General features: G+C 70.1%; 27 protein-coding genes and 2 tRNA genes. 22 read left to right on the plus strand and 7 right to left on the minus strand.

What is annotated here, in order from left to right; all coding sequences use genetic code 11:
• Window positions 1-17: 17 nt before the first annotated feature.
• Window positions 18-539: a DsbA family protein gene (locus tag ACFC96_RS24320; protein WP_376614074.1), complete on the minus strand. Its 522-nt coding sequence runs from the start codon at window positions 537-539 to the stop codon at window positions 18-20.
• Between the two features lie 231 nt (window positions 540-770).
• Here ACFC96_RS24320 and ACFC96_RS24325 point away from each other — a divergent pair, with 231 nt between their 5' ends.
• Window positions 771-1,208, plus strand: coding sequence for a hypothetical protein (locus ACFC96_RS24325; RefSeq protein WP_376614076.1), 438 nt, complete (start codon window positions 771-773; stop codon window positions 1,206-1,208).
• A gap of 167 nt (window positions 1,209-1,375) precedes the next feature.
• A complete protein-coding gene (locus ACFC96_RS24330) occupies window positions 1,376-1,555 on the plus strand; it encodes a hypothetical protein (protein ID WP_376257383.1) in 180 nt (59 codons plus the stop codon).
• 13 nt (window positions 1,556-1,568) lie between these two features.
• Here ACFC96_RS24330 and ACFC96_RS24335 read toward each other — a convergent pair whose 3' ends face one another.
• Together ACFC96_RS24335 and ACFC96_RS24340 are read right to left on the minus strand one after the other, a co-directional pair.
• A complete protein-coding gene (locus tag ACFC96_RS24335; protein WP_116503331.1) occupies window positions 1,569-2,129 on the minus strand; it encodes a CGNR zinc finger domain-containing protein in 561 nt (186 codons plus the stop codon).
• Window positions 2,130-2,381: 252 nt separating this feature from the next.
• Entirely contained in the window at window positions 2,382-2,795 is a 414-nt protein-coding gene (locus tag ACFC96_RS24340; RefSeq protein ID WP_003959770.1) for an SsgA family sporulation/cell division regulator, read from the minus strand.
• Window positions 2,796-2,985: 190 nt separating this feature from the next.
• On the opposite strand from ACFC96_RS24340, the gene ACFC96_RS24345 reads away from it, so the two are divergent.
• The 4 genes from ACFC96_RS24345 (at window position 2,986) to ACFC96_RS24360 (ending at window position 4,486) form a co-directional block, all read left to right on the plus strand.
• Window positions 2,986-3,432, plus strand: coding sequence for a TIGR02611 family protein (locus ACFC96_RS24345; RefSeq protein WP_376257385.1), 447 nt, complete (start codon window positions 2,986-2,988; stop codon window positions 3,430-3,432).
• Between the two features lie 85 nt (window positions 3,433-3,517).
• Window positions 3,518-3,589: transfer RNA gene (locus ACFC96_RS24350), tRNA-Val, on the plus strand.
• 325 nt (window positions 3,590-3,914) lie between these two features.
• Window positions 3,915-4,361: an SRPBCC family protein gene (locus tag ACFC96_RS24355; protein WP_376257387.1), complete on the plus strand. Its 447-nt coding sequence runs from the start codon at window positions 3,915-3,917 to the stop codon at window positions 4,359-4,361.
• A 53-nt stretch (window positions 4,362-4,414) separates the two neighbouring features.
• A tRNA-Val gene (locus ACFC96_RS24360) sits at window positions 4,415-4,486 on the plus strand.
• A gap of 75 nt (window positions 4,487-4,561) precedes the next feature.
• Here ACFC96_RS24360 and ACFC96_RS24365 read toward each other — a convergent pair.
• The gene (locus ACFC96_RS24365; RefSeq protein ID WP_376614078.1) at window positions 4,562-5,287 is read right to left on the minus strand and encodes a 3'-5' exonuclease; all 726 of its coding nucleotides are present in this window, start codon (window positions 5,285-5,287) and stop codon (window positions 4,562-4,564) included.
• Between the two features lie 169 nt (window positions 5,288-5,456).
• Here ACFC96_RS24365 and ACFC96_RS24370 point away from each other — a divergent pair, with 169 nt between their 5' ends.
• From ACFC96_RS24370 to thrS, 3 genes are all read left to right on the plus strand, one after another.
• Entirely contained in the window at window positions 5,457-6,023 is a 567-nt protein-coding gene (locus ACFC96_RS24370; RefSeq protein ID WP_376257391.1) for a DUF4365 domain-containing protein, read from the plus strand.
• 63 nt (window positions 6,024-6,086) lie between these two features.
• A complete protein-coding gene (locus tag ACFC96_RS24375; RefSeq protein ID WP_376257393.1) occupies window positions 6,087-7,304 on the plus strand; it encodes a hypothetical protein in 1,218 nt (405 codons plus the stop codon).
• Between the two features lie 163 nt (window positions 7,305-7,467).
• Window positions 7,468-9,444 (plus strand): threonine--tRNA ligase, encoded by a 1,977-nt coding sequence (gene thrS / locus ACFC96_RS24380; RefSeq protein ID WP_376257395.1) that lies wholly within the window; start codon window positions 7,468-7,470, stop codon window positions 9,442-9,444.
• 31 nt (window positions 9,445-9,475) lie between these two features.
• Here the strand turns inward: thrS and ACFC96_RS24385 are convergent, their stop codons facing one another.
• Window positions 9,476-10,141 carry an ion channel gene (locus ACFC96_RS24385; RefSeq protein ID WP_340459687.1) on the minus strand — a complete coding sequence of 222 codons (666 nt, stop codon included), beginning with the start codon at window positions 10,139-10,141 and terminating at the stop codon, window positions 9,476-9,478.
• 66 nt (window positions 10,142-10,207) lie between these two features.
• Here ACFC96_RS24385 and ACFC96_RS24390 point away from each other — a divergent pair, with 66 nt between their 5' ends.
• A complete protein-coding gene (locus ACFC96_RS24390) occupies window positions 10,208-10,774 on the plus strand; it encodes an HIT domain-containing protein (RefSeq protein WP_116503347.1) in 567 nt (188 codons plus the stop codon).
• Window positions 10,775-10,829: 55 nt separating this feature from the next.
• On the opposite strand, the gene ACFC96_RS24395 is transcribed toward ACFC96_RS24390, so the two are convergent.
• Window positions 10,830-12,497, minus strand: coding sequence for a hypothetical protein (locus ACFC96_RS24395; RefSeq protein WP_376257398.1), 1,668 nt, complete (start codon window positions 12,495-12,497; stop codon window positions 10,830-10,832).
• Between the two features lie 190 nt (window positions 12,498-12,687).
• On the minus strand, window positions 12,688-14,895 hold the full coding sequence (locus ACFC96_RS24400) for an elongation factor G-like protein EF-G2 (protein WP_376614080.1): 2,208 nt from the start codon (window positions 14,893-14,895) through the stop codon (window positions 12,688-12,690).
• Window positions 14,896-15,164: 269 nt separating this feature from the next.
• Here ACFC96_RS24400 and pgsA point away from each other — a divergent pair, with 269 nt between their 5' ends.
• The 12 genes from pgsA (at window position 15,165) to secD (ending at window position 25,995) form a co-directional block, all read left to right on the plus strand.
• Window positions 15,165-15,839 (plus strand): phosphatidylinositol phosphate synthase, encoded by a 675-nt coding sequence (gene pgsA, locus ACFC96_RS24405; protein ID WP_376257402.1) that lies wholly within the window; start codon window positions 15,165-15,167, stop codon window positions 15,837-15,839.
• Window positions 15,836-16,741, plus strand: a complete 906-nt coding sequence (locus ACFC96_RS24410; RefSeq protein ID WP_376614082.1) for a phosphatidylinositol mannoside acyltransferase — start codon at window positions 15,836-15,838, stop codon at window positions 16,739-16,741. Before pgsA ends, ACFC96_RS24410 begins: the two co-directional genes overlap by 4 nt.
• Entirely contained in the window at window positions 16,738-17,898 is a 1,161-nt protein-coding gene (locus tag ACFC96_RS24415) for a glycosyltransferase family 4 protein (RefSeq protein ID WP_376257406.1), read from the plus strand. Before ACFC96_RS24410 ends, ACFC96_RS24415 begins: the two co-directional genes overlap by 4 nt.
• 99 nt (window positions 17,899-17,997) lie before the next feature.
• Window positions 17,998-18,543 carry a hypothetical protein gene (locus ACFC96_RS24420; protein WP_376257408.1) on the plus strand — a complete coding sequence of 182 codons (546 nt, stop codon included), beginning with the start codon at window positions 17,998-18,000 and terminating at the stop codon, window positions 18,541-18,543.
• A 153-nt stretch (window positions 18,544-18,696) separates the two neighbouring features.
• Window positions 18,697-19,602: a pyridoxal 5'-phosphate synthase lyase subunit PdxS gene (gene pdxS, locus ACFC96_RS24425; RefSeq protein WP_116503359.1), complete on the plus strand. Its 906-nt coding sequence runs from the start codon at window positions 18,697-18,699 to the stop codon at window positions 19,600-19,602.
• On the plus strand, window positions 19,602-20,207 hold the full coding sequence (gene pdxT, locus ACFC96_RS24430; RefSeq protein ID WP_376614084.1) for a pyridoxal 5'-phosphate synthase glutaminase subunit PdxT: 606 nt from the start codon (window positions 19,602-19,604) through the stop codon (window positions 20,205-20,207). Before pdxS ends, pdxT begins: the two co-directional genes overlap by 1 nt.
• Window positions 20,208-20,282: 75 nt before the next feature.
• A complete protein-coding gene (locus ACFC96_RS24435; protein ID WP_116503363.1) occupies window positions 20,283-21,035 on the plus strand; it encodes a YebC/PmpR family DNA-binding transcriptional regulator in 753 nt (250 codons plus the stop codon).
• Window positions 21,036-21,140: 105 nt separating this feature from the next.
• Window positions 21,141-21,689 carry a crossover junction endodeoxyribonuclease RuvC gene (ruvC, locus tag ACFC96_RS24440; protein ID WP_376614085.1) on the plus strand — a complete coding sequence of 183 codons (549 nt, stop codon included), beginning with the start codon at window positions 21,141-21,143 and terminating at the stop codon, window positions 21,687-21,689.
• A complete protein-coding gene (ruvA, locus tag ACFC96_RS24445) occupies window positions 21,686-22,294 on the plus strand; it encodes a Holliday junction branch migration protein RuvA (protein WP_376614087.1) in 609 nt (202 codons plus the stop codon). Before ruvC ends, ruvA begins: the two co-directional genes overlap by 4 nt.
• Window positions 22,295-22,346: 52 nt before the next feature.
• The gene (gene ruvB / locus ACFC96_RS24450) at window positions 22,347-23,420 is read left to right on the plus strand and encodes a Holliday junction branch migration DNA helicase RuvB (protein WP_376257414.1); all 1,074 of its coding nucleotides are present in this window, start codon (window positions 22,347-22,349) and stop codon (window positions 23,418-23,420) included.
• Window positions 23,421-23,585: 165 nt separating this feature from the next.
• Window positions 23,586-24,086, plus strand: a complete 501-nt coding sequence (yajC, locus tag ACFC96_RS24455; protein ID WP_376257416.1) for a preprotein translocase subunit YajC — start codon at window positions 23,586-23,588, stop codon at window positions 24,084-24,086.
• A 139-nt stretch (window positions 24,087-24,225) separates the two neighbouring features.
• Window positions 24,226-25,995, plus strand: a complete 1,770-nt coding sequence (secD, locus tag ACFC96_RS24460) for a protein translocase subunit SecD (RefSeq protein ID WP_376614089.1) — start codon at window positions 24,226-24,228, stop codon at window positions 25,993-25,995.

Genomic DNA, 25,995 nt, shown 5'->3' on the forward strand with positions numbered 1-25,995 from the left:
GGCCCGCGGGCCGTCGGCTACGAGCCGAGCAGTCGGTCGGCGATCTCCTCGACGCGCTCACGCAGGCCGTCCTGGCTCTTGCCGCCGTCGAGCCGCTCGCCGCCGATGACGTACGTGGGTGTGCCCGTGACGCCGATGGCCTTGCCCTCGGCCTGATCCGCGTCGACGATCAGGATGTGCCGGCCGTCGATGAGCGCTGTGTCGAACTCCTCGGCGTCCAGGCCCAGTTCACGCGCGATCTCGACGAGGAACGGCTCGCCCTTGCGGTCGAGCTCCTCGACCCGGCCGAGCACCGCCTCCACGTAAGGCCAGCCCTGTCCCTGCTCGAAGGCCTCCTCCGCGGCCTGCGCGCCGGCGAAGGCGTGCTTGTGCTTCTCCAGCGGGAAGTGCCGCAGACGCAGGTCGATGCGGTCGCCGTAGCGGGCCCGCAGCGCGCGCACGTCGTCGAGAGCGGTGCGGCAGTCGGGGCACTGGAGCTCGCACCAGACGTCGAGGACGGGGCGGCCCTGAGGGGCGGAGGCGGGAGAGGCGTCGTTCATGGGACCAGTCTTCCAGCCGGGCGCCGGGGACCCCAACCGGCACCTGGGGGCAGACCCCCGGGTCGGACCGTGGCAGGACCCCTGACAGGCCCCGGACCGGCACCTGCGGAGGAGGCCGTACCCGGAAATGTCCCTGAGGTCGGCCTGGACCGTGGCCTGCGGGCCCCGGGGCGGTGCACGATGGAGAGGACGGAATGCTCCGTCGCCCGCTGCCCGTGCCAGGAGGACCGGATGATTGCCGAGACCGTCTGTTCCGCCGTTTCCGTGGCCGGGCTGGGCATCGCCGCGGTCACCGCGTACCGGAAGCGTTTCCTCGCGGCGGCGCGCATAGCGGCGTATTCACTGGTGCCGATCGGTCTGGTGATGACCGGCGCGGTCGGCTGGCTGGCGAACACCGCGTTCAGCCCGACGGCGTGGGCCGGATTCGTGGTGCTCGGTGGCGCCTGGCTCCTGTTCATGGTGACCCGCGCGGTGGAGCGCCGCAGAGGTGGCACCCGTAAGGAGCGCAACGCGGCGAAGGCGGCCGCCGAGACCCAGGCCGTGGCACCCGCAGCCTCCGCCCCCTCGCTGGGGCAGACCACCGGGCCCGCGGCGGCCCGCCCCGCCGCGAAGCCCGCTTCCGAGGACTTCAGCGACATCGAGGCGATTCTGAAGAAGCACGGGATCTGACCCGAGGAGACTCCCGGGCGATCGGTCGACCCCGGTCGGAAAGCGGCCGCCGCCGGACCCTCTCGGTCCACCTCGCACCACCCATGTCACGGGATCCGGCGAACTCCCGCTTCTTTTGAGCGTGTTGATCGACTGCGGCGTGTCGGCTGCGTCATCATCGCCGCGAGATGCTGGACACAACACAGGGCGGTTCCGCCCCGCAGGCCGACGAGCGAGACGACGCCCTCACGGCCGACGAACGCCGAGGCTGCCTCTTCGCACTGTCGCAGCCGCCCTTGATGATCTTTCTGGCGGTGATCGGCTGCCTGCTGCTCCTGGCGTCGCTGCACGATCTGTTCCTGCTGTGAGGCGCCGGGCGGGTCAGCCCGCCGCCTCCTTGCGGCGCGCCCGGTACGCCGCCACGTGCAAGCGGTTTCCACAGGTGCGGCTGTCGCAGTACCTGCGGGACCGGTTACGGGAGAGGTCCACGAAGGCCCGCCGGCAGTCCGGGGCCTCGCACCGTCGCAGCCGCTCCTGCTCCCCGGCGACCACGAAGAAGGCGAGCGCCATCCCGCAGTCGGCCGCCAGGTGGTCGGCCACGGACGCGCCGGGCGCGAAGTAGTGCACGTGCCAGTCGTAGCCGTCGTGGTCCGTCAGGCGCGGCGTGGTGCCCGCGGCGGCGACCAGCTCGTTGATGAGCGAGGCGGCGGCGTGCGGATCGGGGGCCGCGAACACGGCGGCGAACCGTCCCCTCACGCTCTGTACACCGTCGAGGTCACGTTCCGTGAGCACCCCGACGTCGCTGATGTCGTTCCTTCGCACGAATTCGCCCAGGGCTGCCACATCGGCCAGCCCGTCGACGGCCTGCTCGTCGTCCGGTGCGGTGTTCACCAGATCGACCACGGTGTCGAGGGCGCACCGGGTGTCGTGGGTGATCAGCACGATTTGCTCCCTGGCCTGGGGGTCGGGCCTGTGCCCGCCGATGCTGGCCGATGTTATAGGGCCGCCCGGCCGTGTGGCGCCTGGCCGTCGGCCCATGGACGCGCCGACGCCACCGCCGTGGGGTCCCACGGCGGCGGCGCCGGTGTATGCCGTATGCAGTTGTTATGGCTCGGTCCGTCTCCCCGAGTGGACGGCATCGAGCGGCTCTCGCGGTGCGTGACTCCGGCGATGCGCCGGCGTCGGCTCCAGGCCTTAGCTTTCGGCCAGGATGTGTGAGAGCTCGGTGTCGAGATCGAAGTGGCGGTGTTCCGTGCCGGGTGGCACGGCCGCGTCGGTCCTCTTCAGGAACGACTCCAGCGCCCGCGCAGGGGCTTCGAGCAGAGCCTCGCCCTCCGGAGAGCTCAGTGCGATGCAGACGACGCCTTGGCCGTGACTACGGGATGGCCAGACTCGGACGTCGCCGGTGCCGGTGGGCCGGTGCAGGCCCTCGGCGAGCAGATCGCGGGCGAACACCCACTCGACCGTCTCTTCTGCTCCGGTGTGGAAGGTGGCGTGCACGGCGTAGGGATCGGCCGTGTCATACCGCAGTCCTGCGGGTACAGGCAGTGAGGACTCGCTCGACACAACGAGGCGCAGGTGCAGCTCGCAGCTGACCGTGGTGTTCATAAGCGCCAGGGCCTTTCGCTCAGTGTGCGCTCGGGGATTCGCACGTCGGCGAAATCGACATGCCACCTACGGTGCCGTTGTAAACCCCTCTGAGTGTTTTGAGTGCCTTTAGGTAGCTCGGACGGCGGAGTGTTTCTCTGTCCGGAGCGTCCATTCCGGTGACGAGATTCCGTCGGGTAGGTTTGGTTGTATGAATACGGGGAGTGACGAGGCGGCCGAGTCCGCATCCGTGGCCGCGACGACGGGGGACGGGGCGAAGGCCGAGCCGGAGCTCGGCTCGCGGGCGCCGGAGTTCATCAAGGCCCGCAGGGCCCTGCATCTGAGCTGGCAGGTCGGCGTCTTCGTGGTCGGGCTCGCCGTGGTGGTGGCGGGCGTGATCATGCTGCCGCTGCCGGGCCCGGGCTGGCTGGTGATCTTCGGTGGCATGGCGATCTGGGCGACCGAGTTCGTCTGGGCGCAGCTGGTGCTCCGCTGGACGAAACGCAAGGTCACCGAAGCCACGCAGCGCGCGCTCGACCCCGCGGTGCGCCGGCGGAACATCATCCTGACGTCGGTCGGCGTGGTGATCATCGCGGTGCTCGTGGCGATCTACGTGTGGAAGTTCGGCTTCGAGATGCCGTGGAAGATCAAGGAGTGAGCCGGGTGGCCCGCGAGGGTCGCGCCGGGGGCGTCAGGGCTGGTCGGAGCACCTGCTGACATGCGGTAATGTTCTCTCTGCGCCCGGGCGATTAGCTCAGTGGGAGAGCGCTTCGTTCACACCGAAGAGGTCACTGGTTCGAACCCAGTATCGCCCACCCCGGACCGAGTGCCCCGGAGGCTTCAAGCCTCCGGGGCACTCGGCGTTTCCGTGTCCGGCCACCGTGATCAGCAAGCGCTTTCTGGCTGCGGCGCGTTCCTGGTGTCCGGCGACCGGAAAAGGAATCCCATAATCCGTACGGATGCCTGGGATATAAAATCCGCGGGCCTCTTCGGAAATTCGACGGGCGGTGAACCTGACCGCGTTTCAGATTTCCCGGACTTCACCGGAAAACCGGAAGTTCTGACGGCGAATCAATAGCCGTCGACATCAGGTCAATTCGCGATCAGATGGGTCACCGGGTAACGGGGGAGACTCGCACCATGGACTGGAACCACTACCGCTTCCGCAGTGTCTGGGACATGCCCGCGGGGCCCGCCGACGTGTTCGCGGCCCTCGAGCGCGCCGAGGACTACCCCCTGTGGTGGCCCCAGGTACGCGAGGCGACCCCCCTTGACGAGCGCCGCGGCACCGCACGTTTCCGCTCGCTCCTCCCGTACGACCTGTTCGTGACGGCCACCGCCCTGCGCCGCGACACCGAGGCCGGGGTCCTGGAGATCGCCATGTCCGGCGACCTGGAGGGCTGGGTGCGGTGGACCGTGGGCGTGTATGGGGACGGGACGCGCGCGCTGTACGAGCAGGAGGTGGAGGTGCGCAAACCCCTGTTGCGGCGGTTCGCCCGCGTCGGCAGGCCGGTGTTCCTCGTCAACCATGCGCTGATGATGCGGGGTGGGCGGCGCGGGCTCGTCGCGCATCTGCGGCGGCGCTGACCGAACCGGTTTGTTGGAAACCCGCCGGGCCCTGTATGGTTCAACCCGTTCCCGGGCGATTAGCTCAGTGGGAGAGCGCTTCGTTCACACCGAAGAGGTCACTGGTTCGAACCCAGTATCGCCCACCCGGAAGAAGGCCGGTCCGTCAGCAGACGGACCGGCTTTTCTGTGCCCGGGGCCCGAGTCCGAACGGGCAACTGTCAGGCGGCCTCCCGCAGTTCCGTGCGCATGGGCCACGCCGGATCCACCGTCTCCGGATTGCCGCTGCGCGCGAACCACGCCTGCAGCCCACGCGCCTGCGCGGCGTGCCACACCGCCTGAAGGGTGTGCAGCTCGGCGGGGGACAGGCGCTCCAGACGGGACGCGAAGCGGCGCCCCACGGCCCGTACGACATCCAGGGACGCCTGCGCGTCCGCGGCCGCGTCGTGCGCGCCCTCCAGCTCCACCTCGTAGTGCGCGCACAGGTCTGTCAGGGTGCGGCGGCCCTTGCGGTAGCGGTCGAGGTGTTTGTCGAGGACGCGCGGATCGAGGACGCACAGCGACGAGCTCTCCATGTAGTGCCCGAGCGCGGAGGCGCGATGTCGCCGCAACTCCCGGTCCAGGAGCGTCAGATCGAACGGCGCGTTCATCACCACGAGTGGGCGGCCCGCCGCGGCCTGCTCGCCCAGCAGCCGGGCTATCTCCTCCATCACGGGAGCCGGCCAGCGGCCGTTGCGCTGGAGGTGCTCGTCCGTCAGGCCGTGCACCTCCGTCGCCCCGGCCGGCACCGGCACACCCGGATTCACGAGCCAGCGTGAGACGCGCGGCCGGCTCCCCGCCGCGTCCTGCACCACGATCGCGGCCGACACGATGCGATCGCTCTCCACGTCCACGCCGGTGGTCTCGGTGTCGAAGGCGGCCAGAGGACCCTCGTACCAGCACGTCATGTCAATGCAACTCCTCGTTCACACCTGGCAGATGGCCCCTCGCTGCTGCCCGTTTCGGTGATACCCGGGCTGTTTGCGTCGTACGCCGACCGGAGACAACACAGATACGGGTCACGGCAGTTCAGCGGCCCGCCCAGGGGATTCGCCTGTCTCGGAAGGTCAGTTGGACATGGCGCTCGCGCAGCCCGAACAGGGTGGGCTGCTGCCCGAGCGGATCGCACCGCCGCGCGGCACACTCGCCACCACCGCCTGCATGGAGACACTCCAGGTGGGCTATCTGCACGCCGTAGCGGCAGCCGCGGGCTGTTCGCTCTCTCAGCCGTTCCCCGACAACGGAATCGACTGGCACGTCAGCCACAGCGCCCCCGGGCACACGGTCGACGACGAGGTCACCATCAAGGTGCAGCTCAAGTGCACGTACCAGCTCCCGCCGAAGCCGCCGGGGCCGTCCTTCTCCTTCACGCTCGACAACGCACATCTGGAGAAGCTCGCCCGCACACCGGTGTCGGTGCACAAGATCCTGGTCGTGATGATCGTGCCGCGCTCACAGGACGACTGGCTGCGGGCCGGTCACGACCGGCTCGACCTGCGGCACTGCTGCTACTGGATCAACCTGGCCGGCCACCCCGTGACAGGTAGGCGCCGCACCACCGTGCGTATCCCGACCTCGCGGATCTTCGACGACCGCGCCCTCTGCGAGATCATGACGCGGATCGGGACGGGTGGAAGGCCCTGAAGGACGCGGGAGGCCCTGAGGGGCGACGCGCGAGGCCCTGACGGACAGGGAGGGAGACCCCTGATGCAGCACCGCCCGACCGACGAGCGCCTTCGCGCCCTGAACACCGCCCGATCCCACCCCGTCGACCTCGAAGGCCCCGGACCTGAGCAGGTCGATCCGGTCGTGCTCAACGCACTGCTCGACCGGCACGGCTGGGAACGCCGCGGCGGCGCCACCGGGCGCTATGTGCGCTGGACGCTGCCCGGCGGCTCCGGGCGCACCAGCCTGCTCGTGCCGGAGACCCGTGCCTTTCCCGACAGCGACGACCTGCTCGGCGAGGCGCTCGAGGCCCTGGAGCGCAGCGGGGCGCCCTCCGCGCGGGAGGTCCTCGTCTCCCTCGCCGTGCCGAGCGACGAGATCCGCTGGTGGCGTGATGTGCCGGCCGGGCCCGCGGGCAGCGCCGCCTGGCCGGTGGAGGAGCACCTGCGTGCCGCCGCCCGCCGGATGCTCCTGGCCGCCGCACTCGCCGCCCGGAGCAGGGCCGGCTACTACGGCGCCCGTCACCGCAGGCCCGCCGCCGCGTCGCTGGAGACCGTCCTCGTCGGTGACGCCCCCGGCGGCCGCAGGCTCACCGCGTTCGTGCCCGTCGCCGCGGGCCGCGCGCTCGCGGTCCGTCTCCACCAGGCGCTGTACGCGGCCCGCGAGGCCATCGACTACCGGCGGGCCACCGGCGGCATGGACGCCTTCGACGGTGCGGTCGAGGCGGGGGTGAGCCACGAACTCGTCGAAGCGCTCGTCGCCCTCGTCCGCGGTACGGAGGGGGCCCGGGTCGGCGTCGAGTGGTCACCGGCGGCCGGGGTGCCCGACGAGTGCACGGCCGGGGACGCGCCCGTCGAGTTCTCGCCCGGCGACCTGGTGGTGCTGCGGGAGGCGAGCGCCCGCTATCTGCAGTCCGAGCCGTCCATCGCCGTACGGATCACCGGGACCGTCGTGCGCATGCGCAGATCGGGACCGCGCGGAGAGGGAACGGTGCGGCTGCATGTCATGGGGGGCGCCGATGTGCCACACGTCCGGATGACGCTGGACGAGGAGGCGTATCGGACGGCGGGCCACGCGCATCTCGTGGGGCTGCCGATCAGGGTGCACGGGCGGCTGGAGAGTCGGGGCGGCTTCCGGCGGCTGACCGGGGCGAGCGAGGTGGTGCCCGTTCAGGTCGAGGAGGCCGAGCGGGACCGGCTGATGAAGTCGCTCCAGGAGAATCTGGACTTCTTCGAGGAGGCGTGCAGCGGGGACGACTGAGCTCACGGGCTCGTGAGCGGGGGGCTCCCGGCGTGTGCACGGGGAACGCGGCGCGGGCCGCGTCGATACCGTTTCGCGAGTCGGGCCCAGGGCTCGGTACGATCCTCTGTGTATTGCGCGCGTGGCCAGATCATCGCGTGCCCCCTTCAGGCAGGAGAGTCCGGTGTCAGACGTCCGTGTGATCATCCAACGCGATTCCGAGCGGGAAGAGCGCGTGGTGACGACGGGCACTACGGCCGCCGAGCTCTTCGCCGGCGAGCGCACCATCGTCGCCGCCCGTGTGGCCGGCGAGCTGAAGGACCTCGCGTACGCCGTGCAGGACGGGGAGGAGGTCGAGCCCGTCGAGATCTCCTCCGAGGACGGCCTCAACATCCTGCGCCACTCCACCGCCCACGTGATGGCCCAGGCCGTGCAGGAGCTGTTCCCCGACGCCAAGCTGGGCATCGGCCCGCCGGTCAAGGACGGCTTCTACTACGACTTCGACGTGGAGAAGCCCTTCACGCCCGAGGATCTCAAGGCCATCGAGAAGAAGATGCAGGAGATCCAGAAGCGCGGGCAGCGTTTCTCGCGCCGTGTCGTCACCGACGAGGACGCCCGCGAGGAGCTGGCCGACGAGCCGTACAAGCTGGAGCTCATCGGCATCAAGGGCTCCGCGTCCACCGACGACGGTGCGAACGTCGAGGTGGGCGGCGGCGAGCTGACCATCTACGACAACCTCGACGCCAAGACCGGCGACCTGTGCTGGAAGGACCTCTGCCGCGGTCCCCACCTGCCCACCACCCGCAACATCCCCGCGTTCAAGCTGATGCGGAACGCGGCGGCGTACTGGCGCGGCAGCGAGAAGAACCCGATGCTCCAGCGCATCTACGGCACCGCCTGGCCGTCGAAGGACGAGCTGAAGGCGCACCTGGAGTTCCTCGCCGAGGCCGAGAAGCGCGACCACCGCAAGCTGGGCAACGAGCTGGACCTGTTCTCCATCCCCGACCAGATCGGTTCCGGTCTGGCCGTCTTCCACCCCAAGGGCGGCATCGTCCGCCGGGTCATGGAGGACTACTCGCGCCGCCGGCACGAGGAGGAGGGCTACGAGTTCGTCTACACCCCCCACGCCACCAAGGGGAAGCTCTTCGAGACCTCGGGCCACCTGGACTGGTACGCCGACGGCATGTACCCGCCCATGCAGCTCGACGAGGGCGTGGACTACTACCTCAAGCCCATGAACTGCCCGATGCACAACCTGATCTTCGACGCGCGCGGCCGTTCGTACCGTGAACTGCCGCTTCGCCTCTTCGAGTTCGGCACCGTGTACCGGTACGAGAAGTCGGGCGTCGTGCACGGCCTCACCCGCGCCCGCGGCTTCACGCAGGACGACGCGCACATCTACTGCACCAAGGAGCAGATGGCGGAGGAGCTCGACAAGACGCTCACCTTCGTCCTCGGTCTGCTGCGCGACTACGGCCTCACCGACTTCTACCTGGAGCTGTCCACCAAGGACCCGGAGAAGTTCGTCGGCTCCGACGAGATCTGGGAAGAGGCCACCGAGACGCTGCGCCAGGTCGCCGAGAAGCAGGGCCTCCCGCTGGTCCCGGACCCGGGCGGCGCCGCGTTCTACGGCCCGAAGATCTCCGTCCAGGCGAAGGACGCCATCGGCCGCACCTGGCAGATGTCGACCGTGCAGCTCGACTTCAACCTGCCGGAGCGCTTCGACCTGGAGTACACCGGCCCCGACGGCACCAAGCAGCGTCCGGTCATGATCCATCGTGCGCTGTTCGGCTCCATCGAGCGGTTCTTCGCGGTGCTCCTCGAGCACTACGCGGGCGCCTTCCCGGCCTGGCTCGCGCCGGTGCAGGCGGTCGGCATCCCGATCGGCGACGCGCACATCCCGTACCTCGAGGAGTTCGCGGCCAAGGCGAAGCGCAAGGGGCTGCGCGTCGACGTGGACTCTTCGTCGGACCGGATGCAGAAGAAGATCAGGAACGCGCAGAAGCAGAAGGTGCCGTTCATGATCATCGCTGGCGACGAGGACATGGCGGCCGGCGCCGTCTCCTTCCGCTACCGCGACGGCTCGCAGGAGAACGGCATCCCGGTCGACGAGGCGATCGAGAAGATCGTCAAGGTCGTCGAGGAGCGCGTGCAGGTCTGACGCCCGCCGCTGACGGCAGCGGCGTACGACATCAAGAGGCCCCCGGGAAGTCCCCCGGGGGCCTCTCGTCGTCGCGCCTGAACACCTGGAACATCCAGGACGAGAACGCACCCGTGATCGCTCCGAGCAGCGCCACACCGCACCCCATCAGAGCCACCGCCACCAGACGCCCGAGCGGGGTCACCGGCACCACGTCCCCGTATCCGACGGTCGCCAGTGTCGAGCAGGCCCACCACACGGAGTCCCCGAACGTACGGATCGTGGCGTGCGGCTGCCCGCGCTCGACCTGGTACACGGCCAGTGCCGCCGCGAATCCGAGCAGCGTGGCGGACATCCCGGCGTAGGTCGCCACGCGCGCGTGCAGGCTGAGCCGCGGTTGTGCGTGCCGCCGCCGCACGGCGTCGTAGGTCCGCACGACCTGCAGCGGGCGCAGCAGCGGCAGTACCGTGACCACCGCGTCCAGCCAGTGGTGGCGCACGAACGAGAGCCCTTTGCCGCTGTGGCGCCACCGGACGGCGAAGTCCAGCGCGAAGACGGCCCAGGCGGCGGAGGTCACCGCCAGACACGCGTCGCGCACCGCGTCCGGAAGCCCGTGCCCCAGGACTCTGACCGCGTACGACGCGAGGAACAGCAGGGACGCCAGCGTCAGTGGGGTCTCCATCCGGTGCTCCCACGGCGTGCGCCGTCTCTCGTCCATCGATCAAGGATCGCGGGCGGGGACCGGGACCTGCCCCGCCGACACGCTCCGAACGGGCGAAGCCATATGCTGCACCTCATGACGAGTGAGCCGGAGCAGCACACGGGGCCGGTGGGTGAGCCGGACGGGTTCGGGCGCCTTTGGACGCCGCACCGGATGGCCTACATCCAGGGGGAGAACAAGCCGACCGGACCGGGAGCCGACGACGGCTGTCCGTTCTGTGCCGCACCCGGCATGACCGACGAGGAAGCGCTGATCGTGGCGCGCGGCGCGAGCGTCTACGCGATCCTCAACCTCTATCCGTACAACGGCGGCCACCTGATGGTGCTGCCGTACCGGCACGTCGCCGACTACACGGATCTGGACGACGGCGAGACCGCCGAGCTGGCCCTCTTCACCAAGCGCGCGATGGCCGCGCTGCGCACCGCTTCCGGGGCGCACGGCTTCAACATCGGCATGAACCAGGGCGCGGTGGCGGGGGCCGGTATCGCCGCGCACCTGCACCAGCACATCGTTCCGCGCTGGGGCGGCGACACCAACTTCATGCCCGTGGTGGGGCACACCAAGGTGCTGCCGCAGCTGCTCGGCGACACCAGGACCGCGCTGGCCAAGGCCTGGCCGGACGCCGACTGAGACGATCGTGACCGGCCGGCCCCGGGCCTGGACGCCCGGGGCCGGCCGCGCCCGGCTACGCGTCGTACACGTCGGCGTTCATGGGCGTCGGGGCCTGGACCAGGTTGCTGAGGAACGACGAGCGCGTACCGAACTTCTCCGTGTCCACGCCGTTCTCCTCGAGCACCTTGATCGCCGCCGCGTGCACCACGCGCAGGACCGGGGTGGCCGTGCGCAGCGCGTCGTCCGCCATGAAGCGGTGCCGCCACGGCTTGTCCGCCCAGGCGTGCCGCAGTCCGAAGGGCTCGGGCAGGACCAGCTTGCCGCCGATGAAGTCCAGGAGCGGCGGGTACCAGGTGAAGGGCGCGCGCACCGCGAGGCGGACCACCTCGTCGGGCTCGATGAGGGGGAGCTTCTTCTCCACCGTCTCCCAGAACTTGATGGCCTTGGCGACTTCCTTCACCTTCGGCTCGGGCTTCGTCGTGAACAGGGAGTGCACCGGGCCGAGCGCATGGCCCGTGATCTCGATGCGCAGCGTCTCGTGCAGCACCGTCACCGTGATCAGCATCGTGATGACCAACTGGCCGTCCCAGAGCGTGAACTGCACGCCCAGGTAGTGACGGTCGCCGCTGCCGAACTGCTGCTCGTTGCAGATCCGCTGTATCTCGTGGTTCTTGATCTGGAAGGCTTCGACGTCGGTGCCGCTGGGCCGGGCCACCTTGTTCGCGTTCTCCCCGATCGGCGAGACGATCCAGTGCTTGATCGACGGCGTCGGGAATCCGCCCGTGTGCAGCGGGCCGCGCTCCAGGAGCCGCAGCTTGTCGTGGATCGCCCGTATGACGTCCCAGCTGCGGAAGGGGTGGATCTCCGCGCCCTCGTCGCGGGGAATCAGCTCCTCGGCGAGCTGCCAGCTGCCCCAGCGGGTGCCCATGCCGAGGATGCCCTTGGGGCCCGCGTAGAACACGGCGTTCGACTGCTGCTCGGCGGTCAGCTTGGCGAGGCTCTGGCGCAGTCGCTCGGCGGCCGTCTCGCCGGGGCTGCCGGGCACGGCCTCCGGGATCTTGGCGCCGATACCGCCGCCCGCGAGCAGGCTGTCCCAGCGCTCCCGCATGTCCTGCGCCGTGCGCTCGCAGATCTGCCGGGCCCACAGCCATCCGACCACGGGCGCCACGATCGCCGCCCGCAGATACCAGGCCCAGAAGCCCGTGAACGGCAGCCGGACCATGAAGATCACGCCGACGGCCGCGACCGCCACCATCAGTGTCGTGAACAGCGCGGCCATGCGCTTGTTCTCGTGGCCGGCGATCATGCGGCGGATCTGGAAGACGAGCAGCCACACGATCAGGCCGGGCAGGAAGAGCAGGCCGCACAGCGCCATCACGGCCGTCAGCCAGCTGTCCCGCTGCTTGCGGATCCGGTTCGCCGCGAGACAGTGCTCGACGACGACCTGCGGCTCGGTGCCGAAGGACTGGATGAGCGGCTTGCGGGCGCCGCCGAGCAGCCGGCCCTGGACGGCCCGCGAGAACGCCTCGCCCAGATTCGGCGCGGCCAGCGACCAAAGGCCCTTCTTCACATCGGACTTGTGCCACTCGCTGTTGGCGGCGAGCAGATCGTCCACCTTCGCGTCCCGGTACGCCGCCGAAGCGAGGGCGTACGTGGCCGCGGTCTGGCCCGCGGAGCCGTGCAACGGCACCTGCGCCCCGGGCCTGAAGTCGAATACGTCGTCCGCCACTGCCGCCCCCATCGCCGCGCGCCTTCGCTCCTGCGGCTTTCCCGACTTCCTTGCCCCGCACACCTGTTGATCAGGTCATCGGCTTGATCAGGTCTTCAGCGTATCCGGGCGCACCGACATCCGTCAGGGGACGGCCGAAGCCGCCCGCCCGGAAGGGGATCGGGCGGGCGGCCCGGCTGTCGATCGGCCGGGGAAGGGTCAACTACGAGACGTCCTGCGCCTGTTCGCGCATCCTGTCGCCCAGCTGCGAAGGCATCGGCTCGTGCCGCGCGTACGCCCGGCTGAACCGCCCCGTGCCGTGCGACAGCGACCGCAGGTCCACCGCGTACCGGCCGATCTCGATCTCCGGGATCTCGGCCCGTACGAGCGTGCGAGACCCCGGCGCCTGTTCCGTGCCGACCACGCGGCCGCGCCGCCCCGACAGGTCGCTCATCACCGAGCCCACATAGTCGTCCGCGACGAGCACCTGCACCTCGGCCACCGGCTCCAGGAGGTGGATCTTCGCGTCCGCCGCCGCCTCCCGCAGAGCCAGCGCGCCCGCCGTCTGGAACGCTGCGTCGGAGGAGTCCACCGAGTGCGCCTTGCCGTCGAGCAGCGTGATCCGCACGTCGATGAGGGGATAGCCCGCGGCCACGCCCTTCGCGGCCTGTGCCCGTATCCCCTTCTCCACGGACGGGATGAACTGCCGAGGCACCGCGCCGCCGACGACCTTGTCCACGAACTCGATGCCGGAGCCGTTCGGCAGCGGCTCCACCTCGATCTCGCAGATCGCGAACTGTCCGTGCCCGCCGGACTGCTTCACGTGGCGTCCGCGCCCCGTCGACCTGCCGGCGAACGTCTCCCGCAGCGAGACCTTGTGCGGGACGACGTCGACCTGGACGCCGTACCGGTTGCGCAGCCGCTCCAGGGCGACGTCGGCGTGCGCCTCACCGAGGCACCACAGGACGACCTGGTGGGTGGCCTGGTTCTGTTCGAGCCGCATCGTCGGGTCCTCGGCGACCAGTCGGGACAGGCCCTGCGAGAGCTTGTCCTCGTCCGGCTTGCTGTGTGCCTGGATCGCCAGCGGCAGCAGTGGGTCCGGCATGTCCCACGGCTCCATGAGGAGCGGGTCGTCCTTGGCGGAGAGAGTGTCGCCGGTCTCCGCCCGGCCGAGCTTGGCCACGCACGCCATGTCACCGGCGATGCAGTGGGAGAGTACGCGCTGCTGTTTCCCGAAGGGTGACGTGAGGGCGCCGATGCGCTCGTCGACGTCGTGGTCCTCGTGCCCGCGGTCGGCGAGGCCGTGCCCCGACACATGCACCGTGTCGTCGGGGCGCAGGGTTCCGGAGAAGACCCGCACCAGCGAGATCCGGCCCACGTACGGATCGGACGCGGTCTTCACGACCTCGGCGACCAGGGGGCCGTCCGGATCGCAGACGTCCACCGTGCGCGCGTCGCCCGACGGGGTGGTGACCACGGGGGCCGCGCGCTCCAGGGGAGTGGGAAAACCGCCCGTGATGAGGTCGAGCAGCTCGACCGTGCCGATGCCCTGCCGGGCGCCCGGAGCAGCGGGGGCCGCGGCGAGCACCGGGTGGAAGACACCGCGTGCGACGGCCCGCTCCAGGTCCCCGACCAGCGTCTTGATGTCGATCTCCTCGCCGCTCAGATAGCGGTCCATGAGGGTCTCGTCCTCGCTCTCGGCGATGATCCCCTCGATCAGGCGGTTGCGTGCCTCCTCGATGAGCGGGAGCTGATCGGGAGCCGGTTCGGACTCCTTGCGCTCGCCCGACGCGTAGTCGAACACGCGCTGCGACAGGAGGCCGACCAGGCCGGTGACCGGCGCGTGGCCGTCGGGCCCCGGCTCCCCGTGCAGGGGCAGGTAGAGCGGGATGACGGCGTCCGGGTCGTCGCCGCCGAAGAACGTCTCGCAGGTCCGCGTCATCTGTTCGAAGTCGGAACGCGCCGCCTCCAGATGCGTCACCACGATGGCGCGCGGCATGCCGACCGCCGCGCACTCGTCCCAGACCATGCGCGTGGCGCCCGCCATGGTCTCGGGCCCGTCGGACGCCGAGACGACGAAGAGGGCCGCGTCCGCCGCCCGCAGACCGGCCCTCAGCTCCCCGACGAAATCCGCGTATCCCGGGGTGTCCAGAAGATTGATCTTGTACCCGTCCCATTCGAGGGGTACCAGGGAGAGCTGCACCGAGCGCTGCTGCCGGTGCTCGATCTCGTCGTAGTCGGAAACGGCGGTCCCGTCCTCCACCCGGCCCGCCCTGTTCACCGCCCCCGCGGTCAGCGCGAGGGCCTCCACCAACGTCGTCTTGCCCGATCCGCTGTGGCCGACCAGCACCACATTCCTCACGGATGCGGGGTGGTCGGCCGCCGTAGCCCTGCCGGCGGCTCCGGTGTGTGTGTTCGCCTTGTCGCCCATGCCTTGCCTCCCGGTTACTTGCACGGTGAGGTGGCACCCCTGCTGAAGAGGGGGTCCCATTGGGCGCGGACACGAGGGACCCGCGATGGCGGCTCCGACGACGCCCGCGGTGTCTTCGAGCTTTCCACTCGCTTCACGGTGCGTCCATACGTCGTGCGTGATCCCCGGGGGCACGCGGGTGCCCGTAGGCCGTCCACGCGCGCGCGTGACTACGATGGGCCAGCCGGTGGCCAGAAGGGCCGCGCGGCCATCCGACCCTCGGGAAGGCCATGCTGAACAAGTACGCGCGTGCATTCTTCACGCGTGTCCTCACACCGTTCGCCGCGTTTCTCATCCGTCGCGGGGTCAGCCCCGACGCGGTCACGCTCCTCGGTACGGCCGGGGTCGTGGCGGGCGCGCTGGTCTTCTTCCCCCGCGGGGAGTTCTTCTGGGGCACGATCGTCATCACGCTGTTCGTGTTCTCGGACCTCGTGGACGGCAACATGGCGCGCCAGCTCGGCCGCACCAGCCGCTGGGGCGCTTTCCTCGACTCCACGCTCGACCGCGTCGCCGACGGCGCGATCTTCGGCGGCCTCGCCCTCTGGTACGCGGGATCCGGCGACGACAACATGCTGTGCGCCGTCTCCATCTTCTGCCTCGCCAGCGGCCAGGTCGTGTCGTACACGAAGGCCCGCGGTGAGGCCATCGGTCTGCCCGTGGCGGTCAACGGCCTGGTGGAGCGCGCCGAGCGGCTCGTGATCACCCTCGTCGCCGCCGGCCTCGCGGGGCTGCACACGTTCGGTGTGCCCGGCATCCAGGTCCTGCTGCCGATCGCGCTGTGGGCCGTCGCCGCGGGCAGCCTCGTGACGCTGATCCAGCGGATGGTGACCGTCCGCAGGGAGTCGGCCGAGGCCGACGCGGAGACCGCCGCCGAGGCGTCCCAGGAGAGCGGGACCGCATCGTGAGCACCGCGCGCGAACGACTCGTCGACGCCCTCTACGGAGCGGGCTGGAGCACGGTCAAGAAGCTCCCCGAGCCCGTCGCCGCCGGCCTGGGCCGCACCATCGCCGACCTCGCGTGGAGGCGGCGAGGCAAGAGCGTCCTGCGCCTGGAGTCCAACCTCGCGCGCGTGGTGCCCGACGCCTCCCCGGAGCGCCTCATGCAGCTCTCCAGGGCGGGCATGCGCTCGTACCTGCGGTACTGGATGGAGTCGTTCCGGCTGCCGTCCTGGAGCGCGGACCGGGTCAGGAACGGCTTCGACATCGACGACGTCCACCACCTCACCGACGGCCTCGCCTCCGACAGGGGCGTCATCCTCGCCCTGCCCCACCTGGGCAACTGGGACCTCGCGGGCGCCTGGGTCACCACCGCGCTGGAGACCCCGTTCACGACGGTCGCCGAACGCCTCAAGCCCGAGACCCTCTACGACCGCTTCGTGGCCTACCGCGAGAGCCTGGGCATGGAGGTCCTGCCGCACGAGGGCGGATCCGCCTTCGGCACGCTCGCGCGCCGGCTGCGCGCCGGCGGCCTGGTCTGCCTGGTCGCCGACCGCGACCTGTCCGAGTCCGGCGTCGAGGTGAAGTTCTTCGGCGACACCGCGCGCATGCCCGCGGGCCCCGCGATACTCGCCCAGCAGACCGGCGCCCTGCTTCTCCCGGTCACCCTCTGGTACGACGAGTCGCCCGTCATGCACGGACGCGTCCACGCCCCGATCGAGGTGCCCGAGACAGGTACCCGCGCCGAAAAGACGTCTGTCATGACGCAGGCGCTGGCCGACGCCTTCGCCACAGGGATCGCCGACCACCCGGAGGACTGGCACATGCTGCAGCGCCTGTGGCTCGCTGACCTCGAGGAGCGCCGACCGTGAAGATCGGCATCGTCTGCCCGTACTCCTGGGACGTGCCCGGCGGCGTCCAGTTCCACATCCGCGACCTCGCGGAGCACCTCATCGCCCTGGGGCACGAGGTGTCCGTCCTCGCCCCGGCCGACGACGAGACCCCGCTGCCGCCGTACGTCGTCTCGGCCGGCCGGGCCGTGCCCGTGCCGTACAACGGCTCGGTCGCCCGGCTCAACTTCGGCTTCCTGAGCGCCGCGCGCGTGCGCCGCTGGCTGCACGACGGCACGTTCGACGTGATCCACATCCATGAGCCGGCCTCGCCCTCGCTGGGGCTGCTCTCCTGCTGGGCCGCGCAGGGCCCGATCGTCGCCACGTTCCACACGTCGAACCCGCGGTCCCGCGCCATGATCGCCGCGTATCCGATCCTCCAGCCCGCCCTGGAGAAGATCAGCGCGCGGATCGCGGTCAGCGAGTACGCGCGCCGCACGCTCGTGGAGCACCTCGGCGGGGACGCCGTCGTCATCCCGAACGGTGTCGACGTGGACTTCTTCGCCCGCGCCGAGCCCAAGGCCGAATGGCAGGGCGGCACCATCGGCTTCATCGGGCGCATCGACGAGCCCCGCAAGGGTCTTCCCGTACTGATGAAGGCCCTGCCGAGGATCCTTGGCGAGCGGCCCGGGACCCGGCTGCTCGTGGCCGGACGCGGTGACGAGGAGGAGGCCGTCGCGAGCCTGCCGGTCGAGATGCGCGAACAGGTCGTGTTCCTCGGCATGGTCAGCGACGAGGACAAGGCGCGGCTGCTGCGCAGTGTCGACGTGTACGTGGCCCCCAACACCGGCGGCGAGAGCTTCGGCATCATCCTGGTCGAGGCCATGTCGGCGGGCGCGCCCGTCCTGGCCTCGGACCTCGACGCGTTCGCCCAGGTCCTCGACCAGGGCGGCGCGGGGGAGCTGTTCGCCAACGAGGACGCGGACGCTCTGGCGGACTCCGCCGTCCGGCTCCTGGGCGACGCCGACCGGCGCGAGGAGCTGCGGGAGCGCGGCAGCAAGCATGTGCGGCGCTTCGACTGGTCGACCGTGGGAGCGGACATCCTGTCCGTGTACGAGACGGTGACCACGGGCGCAGCGGCCGTGGCCACCGACGAACGCACCGGACTTCGGGCCCGGTTCGGGCTCGCCCGCGACTGACGGGGCGTACCGGTGCGCCGCACGCACGAACCGGTACGTCCCTCCCGTCCCGCACGCGGCTGATCGCCGGTGCGGCGCACGGCTGTAGCCTTTGCGCCCGTGACCTCCACTTTGATCTGGATCGCGGTCTTCCTCATCGCGGTCGGCCTCTACCTGAGCTGGACGGCGGGCCGTCTCGACCGGCTGCACGCCCGGATCGACGCGGCCCGCGCCGCCCTCGACGCCCAACTGCTGCGCCGCGCCTCGGTGGCACAGGAGCTGGCCACCTCCGGAGTGCTCGACCCCGCCGCCTCGATCGTCCTGTACGAGGCCGCGCACGCGGCGCGGCAGGCCGAGGAGGACCACCGTGAGGTCGCCGAGAGCGAGCTGAGCCAGGCGCTGCGGGCCGTGTTCGGCGAGGCCGGGCAGATGGAGGCGGTGCACGCCGCCCCGGGCGGCCCCGACGCGGCCGAGGAACTCGCTCAGGCCGTCCGCAGGGTGCCGATGGCCCGGCGCTTCCACAATGACGCCGTACGGGCCGCACGTGCCCTGCGCCGGCACCGCACGGTGCGCTGGTTCCGGCTCGCGGGCCACGCGCCGTTCCCCTTGGCCTTCGAGATGGACGACGAGCCGCCCGTCGCGCTCGCCGACAGGCCCACCACGTGAGCGCCGGCGGATCGGCGCGGCACGTATGTAGTGATCAGGCGTAATCGCGAAGAATGAGCCACCGGTCGGACATTGGCCCTTGATGTGGACTGGTCGCGGGGCGTTTCCTCTGTGGAGTAGCAACCCCCCTTTTCCCATCGAGCGAGGTCACCCGTGTCCAGCACCCCCCAGTCCGTCGAAACCACCGGCACCGCGCGCGTGAAGCGCGGCATGGCCGAGCAGCTCAAGGGCGGCGTGATCATGGACGTCGTCAACGCCGAGCAGGCGAAGATCGCCGAGGACGCCGGCGCGGTGGCCGTCATGGCGCTCGAGCGGGTGCCGGCCGACATCCGCAAGGACGGCGGAGTGGCCCGGATGTCCGACCCGAACATGATCGAAGAGATCATCGAGGCCGTCTCCATCCCGGTCATGGCCAAGTCCCGCATCGGTCACTTCGTCGAGGCCCAGGTCCTGCAGTCGCTCGGCGTCGACTACATCGACGAGTCCGAGGTGCTGACCCCGGCCGACGAGGTCAACCACAGCGACAAGTTCGCGTTCACGACCCCCTTCGTGTGCGGCGCCACCAACCTGGGCGAGGCCCTGCGCCGCATCGCCGAGGGTGCGGCCATGATCCGCTCGAAGGGCGAGGCCGGCACGGGCAACGTCGTCGAGGCCGTCCGCCACCTGCGCCAGATCAAGAACGAGATCGCCAAGCTGCGCGGCTTCGACAACAACGAGCTCTACGCCGCCGCCAAGGAGCTGCGCGCCCCCTACGAGCTCGTCAAGGAGGTCTCCGAGCTCGGCAAGCTGCCGGTGGTGCTGTTCTCCGCCGGTGGTGTCGCCACGCCCGCCGACGCCGCCCTGATGCGTCAGCTCGGTGCCGAGGGCGTCTTCGTCGGCTCAGGCATCTTCAAGTCCGGCGACCCGGCCAAGCGCGCCGCCGCCATCGTGAAGGCCACCACCTTCTACGACGACCCCAAGATCATCGCGGACGCCTCCCGCAACCTGGGCGAGGCCATGGTCGGCATCAACTGCGACACCCTCCCCGAGACCGAGCGCTACGCGAACCGGGGCTGGTGATGACCTCTCCCGTAGTGGGCGTCCTTGCGCTCCAGGGCGACGTACGGGAGCACCTCGTCGCCCTGGCCACAGCGGACGCCGTGGCCAGGCCCGTGCGGCGGCCCGAGGAACTCGCCGAGGTGGACGGCATCGTCCTGCCCGGCGGGGAGTCGACCACCATCTCCAAGCTGGCCGTCCTGTTCGGGCTCATGGAGCCCCTTCGCGCGCGCGTGCGGGAAGGCATGCCGGTGTACGGCACCTGTGCGGGCATGATCCTTCTCGCCGACAAGATCCTCGACCCGCGTTCGGGCCAGGAGACGGTCGGCGGGATCGACATGATCGTGCGGCGCAACGCCTTCGGACGTCAGAACGAGTCCTTCGAGGCGGCGGTCGACGTACGCGGCGTGGAGGGCGACCCCGTGGAGGGCGTCTTCATCCGCGCCCCCTGGGTGGAGTCGGTGGGCGCCTGTGCCGAGGTACTCGCGGAGTACGACGGGCACATAGTTGCTGTACGGCAGGAAAACGCCCTCGCCACGTCCTTCCACCCCGAGCTGACCGGCGACCACAGGATGCACGCCCTGTTCGTCGACATGGTGCGGGCGAAGCTGGTGGCCGGGTCCTTGTAGGATCTCGGGGGGTCCCCCGGCCCTTGAGGCCAGGGGGAGTTCGTACTGGGTTGGTTACGCGAAGGAGACAGGCAGATGTCCGGCCACTCTAAATGGGCTACGACGAAGCACAAGAAGGCCGTGATCGACGCCAAGCGCGGCAAGCTCTTCGCGAAGATGATCAAGAACATCGAGGTCGCTGCCCGCACGGGCGGCGCCGACGTGTCCGGCAACCCGACGCTCTTCGACGCCATCCAGAAGGCCAAGAAGAGCTCGGTCCCGAACAAGAACATCGACTCCGCGGTCAAGCGCGGTGCCGGCCTCGAGGCCGGTGGCGCCGACTACGAGACGATCATGTACGAGGGCTACGGTCCCAACGGCGTCGCGGTGCTCATCGAGTGCCTCACCGACAACCGCAACCGTGCCGCGTCCGACGTGCGTGTCGCCATGACCCGCAACGGCGGCAACATGGCCGACCCCGGCTCCGTCTCGTACCTGTTCAACCGCAAGGGTGTCGTGATCGTCCCCAAGGGTGAGCTGTCCGAGGACGACGTCCTCGGTGCCGTGCTCGACGCGGGCGCCGAAGAGGTCAACGACCTCGGTGAGTCCTTCGAGGTGCTCAGCGAGGCCACCGACCTGGTCGCGGTGCGCACCGCGCTCCAGGAGGCCGGCATCGACTACGACTCGGCCGACGCCAACTTCGTCCCGACCATGCAGGTCGAGCTGGACGAGGAGGGCGCCCGCAAGATCTTCAAGCTCATCGACGCGCTCGAGGACAGCGACGACGTGCAGAACGTCTTCGCCAACTTCGACGTGAGCGACGAGGTCATGGAGAAGGTCGACGCCTGACACGCAGGCAGCGCACGGGCCGACGGGACACACACCCCGTCGGCCCGTCGCATTGTCAGCGGTACCCGATAGCCTGCACAAACTGGCTATCGAAGGAGGGGCGGGGTGCGCGTACTCGGCGTGGACCCGGGGTTGACCCGGTGCGGTGTCGGCGTGGTCGAGGGGGTCGCGGGGCGGCCCCTGACGATGCGTGGTGTCGGCGTCGTACGGACCCCGGCCGACGCGGAGTTGGGTCACCGCCTCGTCGCCATCGAGCAGGGCATCGAGCAGTGGCTCGACGAGTACCGGCCCGAATTCGTCGCCGTGGAGCGGGTGTTCAGCCAGCACAACGTGCGGACGGTCATGGGGACGGCCCAGGCGAGCGCCGTCGCCATGCTCTGCGCTAGCCGCCGCGGCATCCCCGTGGCCCTCCACACGCCCAGTGAGGTCAAGGCCGCCGTGACGGGCAGCGGACGGGCCGACAAGGCCCAGGTGGGCGCCATGGTGACCCGCCTGCTGAGGCTGGACGCACCCCCCAGGCCCGCCGACGCGGCCGACGCCCTGGCCCTCGCCATCTGTCACATCTGGCGCGCCCCCGCGCAGAACAGACTCCAGCAGGCCGTCGCCCTGCACGCATCGAAACCCGCCACAGCATCGAAAGGCCGTATCGCATGATCGCCTTCGTCAGCGGCCCGGTGGCCGCCCTCGCCCCTGACACCGCGGTGGTCGAGGTCGGCGGCATCGGCATGGCCGTCCAGTGCACCCCGAACACGCTCTCCGGGCTCCGCATCGGCCAGCAGGCCAAGCTCGCCACCTCCCTCGTCGTACGCGAGGACTCGCTCACGCTCTACGGCTTCGCCGACGACGACGAGCGGCAGACCTTCGAGCTGCTCCAGACCGCCAGCGGCGTCGGACCCCGGCTCGCGCAGGCCATGCTCGCCGTGCACAGTCCCGACGCCCTGCGCCGCGCGGTGGCCTCCGGCGACGAGAAGTCGCTCACCGCCGTGCCCGGCATCGGCAAGAAGGGCGCCCAGAAGCTGCTCCTCGAACTCAAGGACCGGCTCGGCGCGCCTCTCGGCACCGGTACGGGCGTGGGCGCCCCCGTGACCTCCGGCTGGCGCGACCAGCTGCACGCCGCGCTCATCGGGCTCGGCTACGCCACCCGTGAGGCCGACGAGGCCATCGAGGCGGTCGCTCCACAGGCCGAGGAGGAGGGCGGCACGCCACAGGTCGGCAAGCTGCTCAAGGCCGCGCTCCAGACACTGAACCGCACCCGCTGACCGGGCCGCGCCCGCTCCCCGCCCGAACCACCACCACCGCGAGGCACACCTCATGAACTGGGACGACACGACCGACGCGACGCCCGACACCGAGCGGCTCGTGGGCTCTGTCGCCGACCGCGAGGACCAGGCGGTCGAGGCCGCCCTGCGCCCCAAGGACCTGGGCGAGTTCATCGGTCAGGAGAAGGTCCGCGAGCAGCTCGACCTGGTTCTCAGGGCGGCACGCGCGCGTGGTGCCACCGCCGACCACGTCCTGCTCTCGGGGGCGCCGGGCCTCGGCAAGACCACGCTGTCCATGATCATCGCGGCCGAGATGGGTGCCCCCATCCGGATCACCAGCGGCCCGGCCATCCAGCACGCCGGCGACCTGGCCGCGATCCTCTCCTCCCTCCAGGAGGGCGAGGTCCTCTTCCTCGACGAGATCCACCGCATGTCCCGCCCCGCCGAAGAAATGCTCTACATGGCGATGGAGGACTACCGGGTCGACGTCATCGTCGGCAAGGGCCCCGGCGCCACGGCCATTCCGCTGGAGCTGCCCCCGTTCACCCTCGTCGGCGCCACCACCCGTGCGGGCCTGCTGCCCCCGCCGCTGCGCGACCGCTTCGGCTTCACGGCGCACATGGAGTTCTACGAGCCGGCCGAGCTGGAGCGCGTCATACACCGCTCCGCGAACCTCCTCGACGTGGAGATCGACGCCCAGGGCGCCGCCGAGATCGCCGGCCGCTCCCGAGGCACCCCCCGTATCGCCAACCGACTGCTGCGCCGAGTCCGTGACTACGCGCAGGTCAAGGCCGACGGGCGCATCACCCGTGACATCGCCGGGGTGGCCCTCGGTGTCTACGAGGTGGACGGGCGTGGCCTCGACCGGCTCGACCGCGCCGTCCTCGAGGCGCTGATCAAGCTCTTCGGCGGCGGCCCCGTCGGCCTCTCGACCCTCGCGGTCGCCGTGGGGGAGGAGCGCGAGACGGTCGAGGAGGTCGCCGAGCCCTTCCTCGTACGGGAAGGCCTGCTGGCCCGTACCCCGCGTGGCCGCGTCGCCACGCCCGCGGCGTGGGCGCACCTCGGTCTCACGCCGCCCCAGCAGACAAGGGGCACAAGCGGACAACAGGACCTGTTCGGGGCGTGATAGCGCAGCGTAATCGCGAGGTCAGGAACCCTGGTGCCATGTCGAGCGTTGTTCCTTGAGCGTGGACTCGCTTAGACTCCGCCGATGCCGCCCTTGTGGACGGCGTGCCCACCCCCATCCAACAGGCCGCTTACGTGCGCGGTCGTGCGAAGGAATTTCCGTCCCGTGAATATCGTGACCCTCCTCCCGTTCATCGTGCTCATCGGGGCCATGTTCCTGATGACCCGCTCCGCCAAGAAGAAGCAGCAGGCGGCAGGCCAGATGCGGGACCAGATGCAGCCCGGTTCCGGCGTCCGCACGATCGGGGGCATGTACGCCACCGTCAAGGAGGTCCACGACGAGATGGTCCTTCTGGAGGTGGCCCCCGGCGTCCACGCCGTCTACGCGAAGAACGCGATCGGCGCCGTCCTCGCGGACGACGAGTACAACCGCATCGTCCACGGCACCGAGAGTGATGACAACGATGACCACGACGCCCTGGGCGCCGATGGTGCGATCGTGCCGGACGACGCTTCCTCCCTCACCGAGAACGACGAGCCCGCCGGCGCTTCCGACGACTCGCGCATCGACCTCGGCAAGAAGGACGAGGCTGCCGCCGCTGACGCAGCCCCCGAGGCCGACGGCGCCGAGCCGAAGAAGACCAACGGCGAGTCCGACGCGAAGTAGTCACGCCCCCAGGACCGTGCGCGCCCGCTCGCGCGCCGCGGTCCCGGACGTGTGATTTCCGCACGGATTCTCGACACCATTTCATGGCCGTCCGGGCACGTACCCCGCTGCTGGACGGATGGAGAGGGAGAACGAGAAGGTGGCAGCACCCAAGAAGGGCAGAAGTCACGGCGCCCAGAGCAGGCCGGGCCGCACACTGGCCTTCATCCTGATCGTCATGGTGGCGCTGACCGGCGGGATGTTCCTGTCCGGCCACACCACGCCGCGCCTGGGCATCGACCTCGCCGGTGGTACGAGCATCACGCTCAAGGCGAAGAGTGAGCCGGGTCAGAAGAACGCGGTCAACCAGACCAACATGAACACGGCCGTGAGCATCATCGAGCGCCGCGTCAACGGTCTGGGTGTCACGGAGTCCGAGGTCCAGACCCAGGGCAACGACAACATCATCGTCAACATCCCCAAGGGGACGAACGAGGCGCAGGCGCGCGAGCAGGTCGGCACGACCGCCCAGCTCTACTTCCGCCCCGTGCTCACCGTGGCCGCCGGTGCGCCCACTCCCGAGCCCTCCGCCAGCTCTTCGGGCTCGGGCAAGGGCAAGGCGACCGACAAGGCCACGGACGGCGGCAAGGGCAAGGCGTCCAGCACGCCGACCCCCACGCCGACCGCCTCCCAGACCTCGCAGGGCCGTGCTGTCACCGACGCCCTGAAGGCCGACACCTCCCCGACGCCGAGCGCCGGCTCCTCCGCGAGCGGCAAGCCCACCCCCTCGGCGAGCTCCACCCCGGACGCGGCCACCGCCGCGCTGCAGAAGAAGTTCACGGACCTCGACTGCACCGACAAGGCCGCCCGCAGCCAGGTCACCGTGGGCGTCAGGCCCGAGGACCCCACCGTGGCGTGCGGCAAGGACTCGTCCGGCCAGTGGGAGAAGTACATCCTCGGCCCCGCCGAGGTGAACGGCAAGGACGTCGACAAGGCGCAGGCCACGATCAACCAGCAGACCGGTGCCTGGGTCGTCAACATGGACTTCACGGGCGGCGGCTCGAAGAAGTTCTCGAAGATCACCAGCAAGCTCTCGCAGCAGCAGCCGCCGATGAACCAGTTCGCCATCGTGCTCGACGGCGACGTGGTCTCGGCTCCCAGCGTCAGCTCGACCCTGAGCGGCAGCGCGGAGATCTCCGGCAGCTTCGACCAGCAGTCCGCCCAGGACCTCGCCAACGTGCTGTCCTATGGTGCGCTCCCGCTCTCCTTCCAGGAGCAGAGCGTCACGACGGTCACCGCGGCCCTCGGTGGTGAGCAGCTGCACGCCGGCCTGATCGCCGGCGCCATCGGTCTCCTGCTGGTCGTGATCTACCTGGTGGTCTACTACCGAGGCCTGTCCCTGATCGCGCTCGCCTCGCTCCTGGTGTCGGCGGTCCTCACCTACGTGATCATGACGCTCCTCGGCCCGGCCATCGGCTTCGCGCTGAACCTGCCGGCGGTCTGCGGTGCGATCGTGGCGATCGGTATCACGGCCGACTCGTTCATCGTGTTCTTCGAACGCATCAGGGACGAGATCCGTGAGGGTCGCTCGCTGCGGCCCTCCGTCGAGCGGGCCTGGCCGCGAGCCCGGCGCACGATCCTGGTCTCGGACTTCGTGTCGTTCCTCGCCGCAGCGGTGCTGTTCGTCGTCACCGTCGGCAAGGTCCAGGGCTTCGCGTTCACGCTCGGCCTGACCACCGTGCTCGACGTGGTCGTCGTCTTCCTGTTCACCAAGCCGCTGATGACGATCCTGGCCCGCAGGAAGTTCTTCGCGAGCGGACACCCGTGGTCCGGGCTCGACCCGAAGCGCCTCGGCGCCAAGCCGCCACTGCGCCGCACGCGCCGTGCCCCCGGCTCTTCCGTAGGCCCTGCCAACACGAAGGAGGCGTGA

This window comes from Streptomyces sp. NPDC055955 (genome assembly GCF_042270245.1).
Taxonomy (GTDB): domain Bacteria; phylum Actinomycetota; class Actinomycetes; order Streptomycetales; family Streptomycetaceae; genus Streptomyces.

Bases quoted from the DNA above. Each gene is read 5' to 3' on its own strand.
- ACFC96_RS24320 (WP_376614074.1), bottom strand. From the start codon at position 539: ATGAACGACGCCTCTCCCGCCTCCGCCCCTCAGGGCCGCCCCGTCCTC.
- ACFC96_RS24325 (WP_376614076.1), top strand. From the start codon at position 771: ATGATTGCCGAGACCGTCTGTTCCGCCGTTTCCGTGGCCGGGCTGGGC.
- ACFC96_RS24330 (WP_376257383.1), top strand. From the start codon at position 1,376: ATGCTGGACACAACACAGGGCGGTTCCGCCCCGCAGGCCGACGAGCGA.
- ACFC96_RS24340 (WP_003959770.1), bottom strand. From the start codon at position 2,795: ATGAACACCACGGTCAGCTGCGAGCTGCACCTGCGCCTCGTTGTGTCG.
- ACFC96_RS24345 (WP_376257385.1), top strand. From the start codon at position 2,986: ATGAATACGGGGAGTGACGAGGCGGCCGAGTCCGCATCCGTGGCCGCG.
- ACFC96_RS24355 (WP_376257387.1), top strand. From the start codon at position 3,915: ATGGACTGGAACCACTACCGCTTCCGCAGTGTCTGGGACATGCCCGCG.
- ACFC96_RS24365 (WP_376614078.1), bottom strand. From the start codon at position 5,287: ATGACGTGCTGGTACGAGGGTCCTCTGGCCGCCTTCGACACCGAGACC.
- ACFC96_RS24370 (WP_376257391.1), top strand. From the start codon at position 5,457: ATGGCGCTCGCGCAGCCCGAACAGGGTGGGCTGCTGCCCGAGCGGATC.
- ACFC96_RS24375 (WP_376257393.1), top strand. From the start codon at position 6,087: ATGCAGCACCGCCCGACCGACGAGCGCCTTCGCGCCCTGAACACCGCC.
- ACFC96_RS24385 (WP_340459687.1), bottom strand. From the start codon at position 10,141: ATGGACGAGAGACGGCGCACGCCGTGGGAGCACCGGATGGAGACCCCA.
- ACFC96_RS24390 (WP_116503347.1), top strand. From the start codon at position 10,208: ATGCTGCACCTCATGACGAGTGAGCCGGAGCAGCACACGGGGCCGGTG.
- ACFC96_RS24395 (WP_376257398.1), bottom strand. From the start codon at position 12,497: ATGGGGGCGGCAGTGGCGGACGACGTATTCGACTTCAGGCCCGGGGCG.
- ACFC96_RS24400 (WP_376614080.1), bottom strand. From the start codon at position 14,895: ATGGGCGACAAGGCGAACACACACACCGGAGCCGCCGGCAGGGCTACG.
- pgsA (WP_376257402.1), top strand. From the start codon at position 15,165: ATGCTGAACAAGTACGCGCGTGCATTCTTCACGCGTGTCCTCACACCG.
- pdxT (WP_376614084.1), top strand. From the start codon at position 19,602: ATGACCTCTCCCGTAGTGGGCGTCCTTGCGCTCCAGGGCGACGTACGG.
- ACFC96_RS24435 (WP_116503363.1), top strand. From the start codon at position 20,283: ATGTCCGGCCACTCTAAATGGGCTACGACGAAGCACAAGAAGGCCGTG.
- ruvA (WP_376614087.1), top strand. From the start codon at position 21,686: ATGATCGCCTTCGTCAGCGGCCCGGTGGCCGCCCTCGCCCCTGACACC.
- ruvB (WP_376257414.1), top strand. From the start codon at position 22,347: ATGAACTGGGACGACACGACCGACGCGACGCCCGACACCGAGCGGCTC.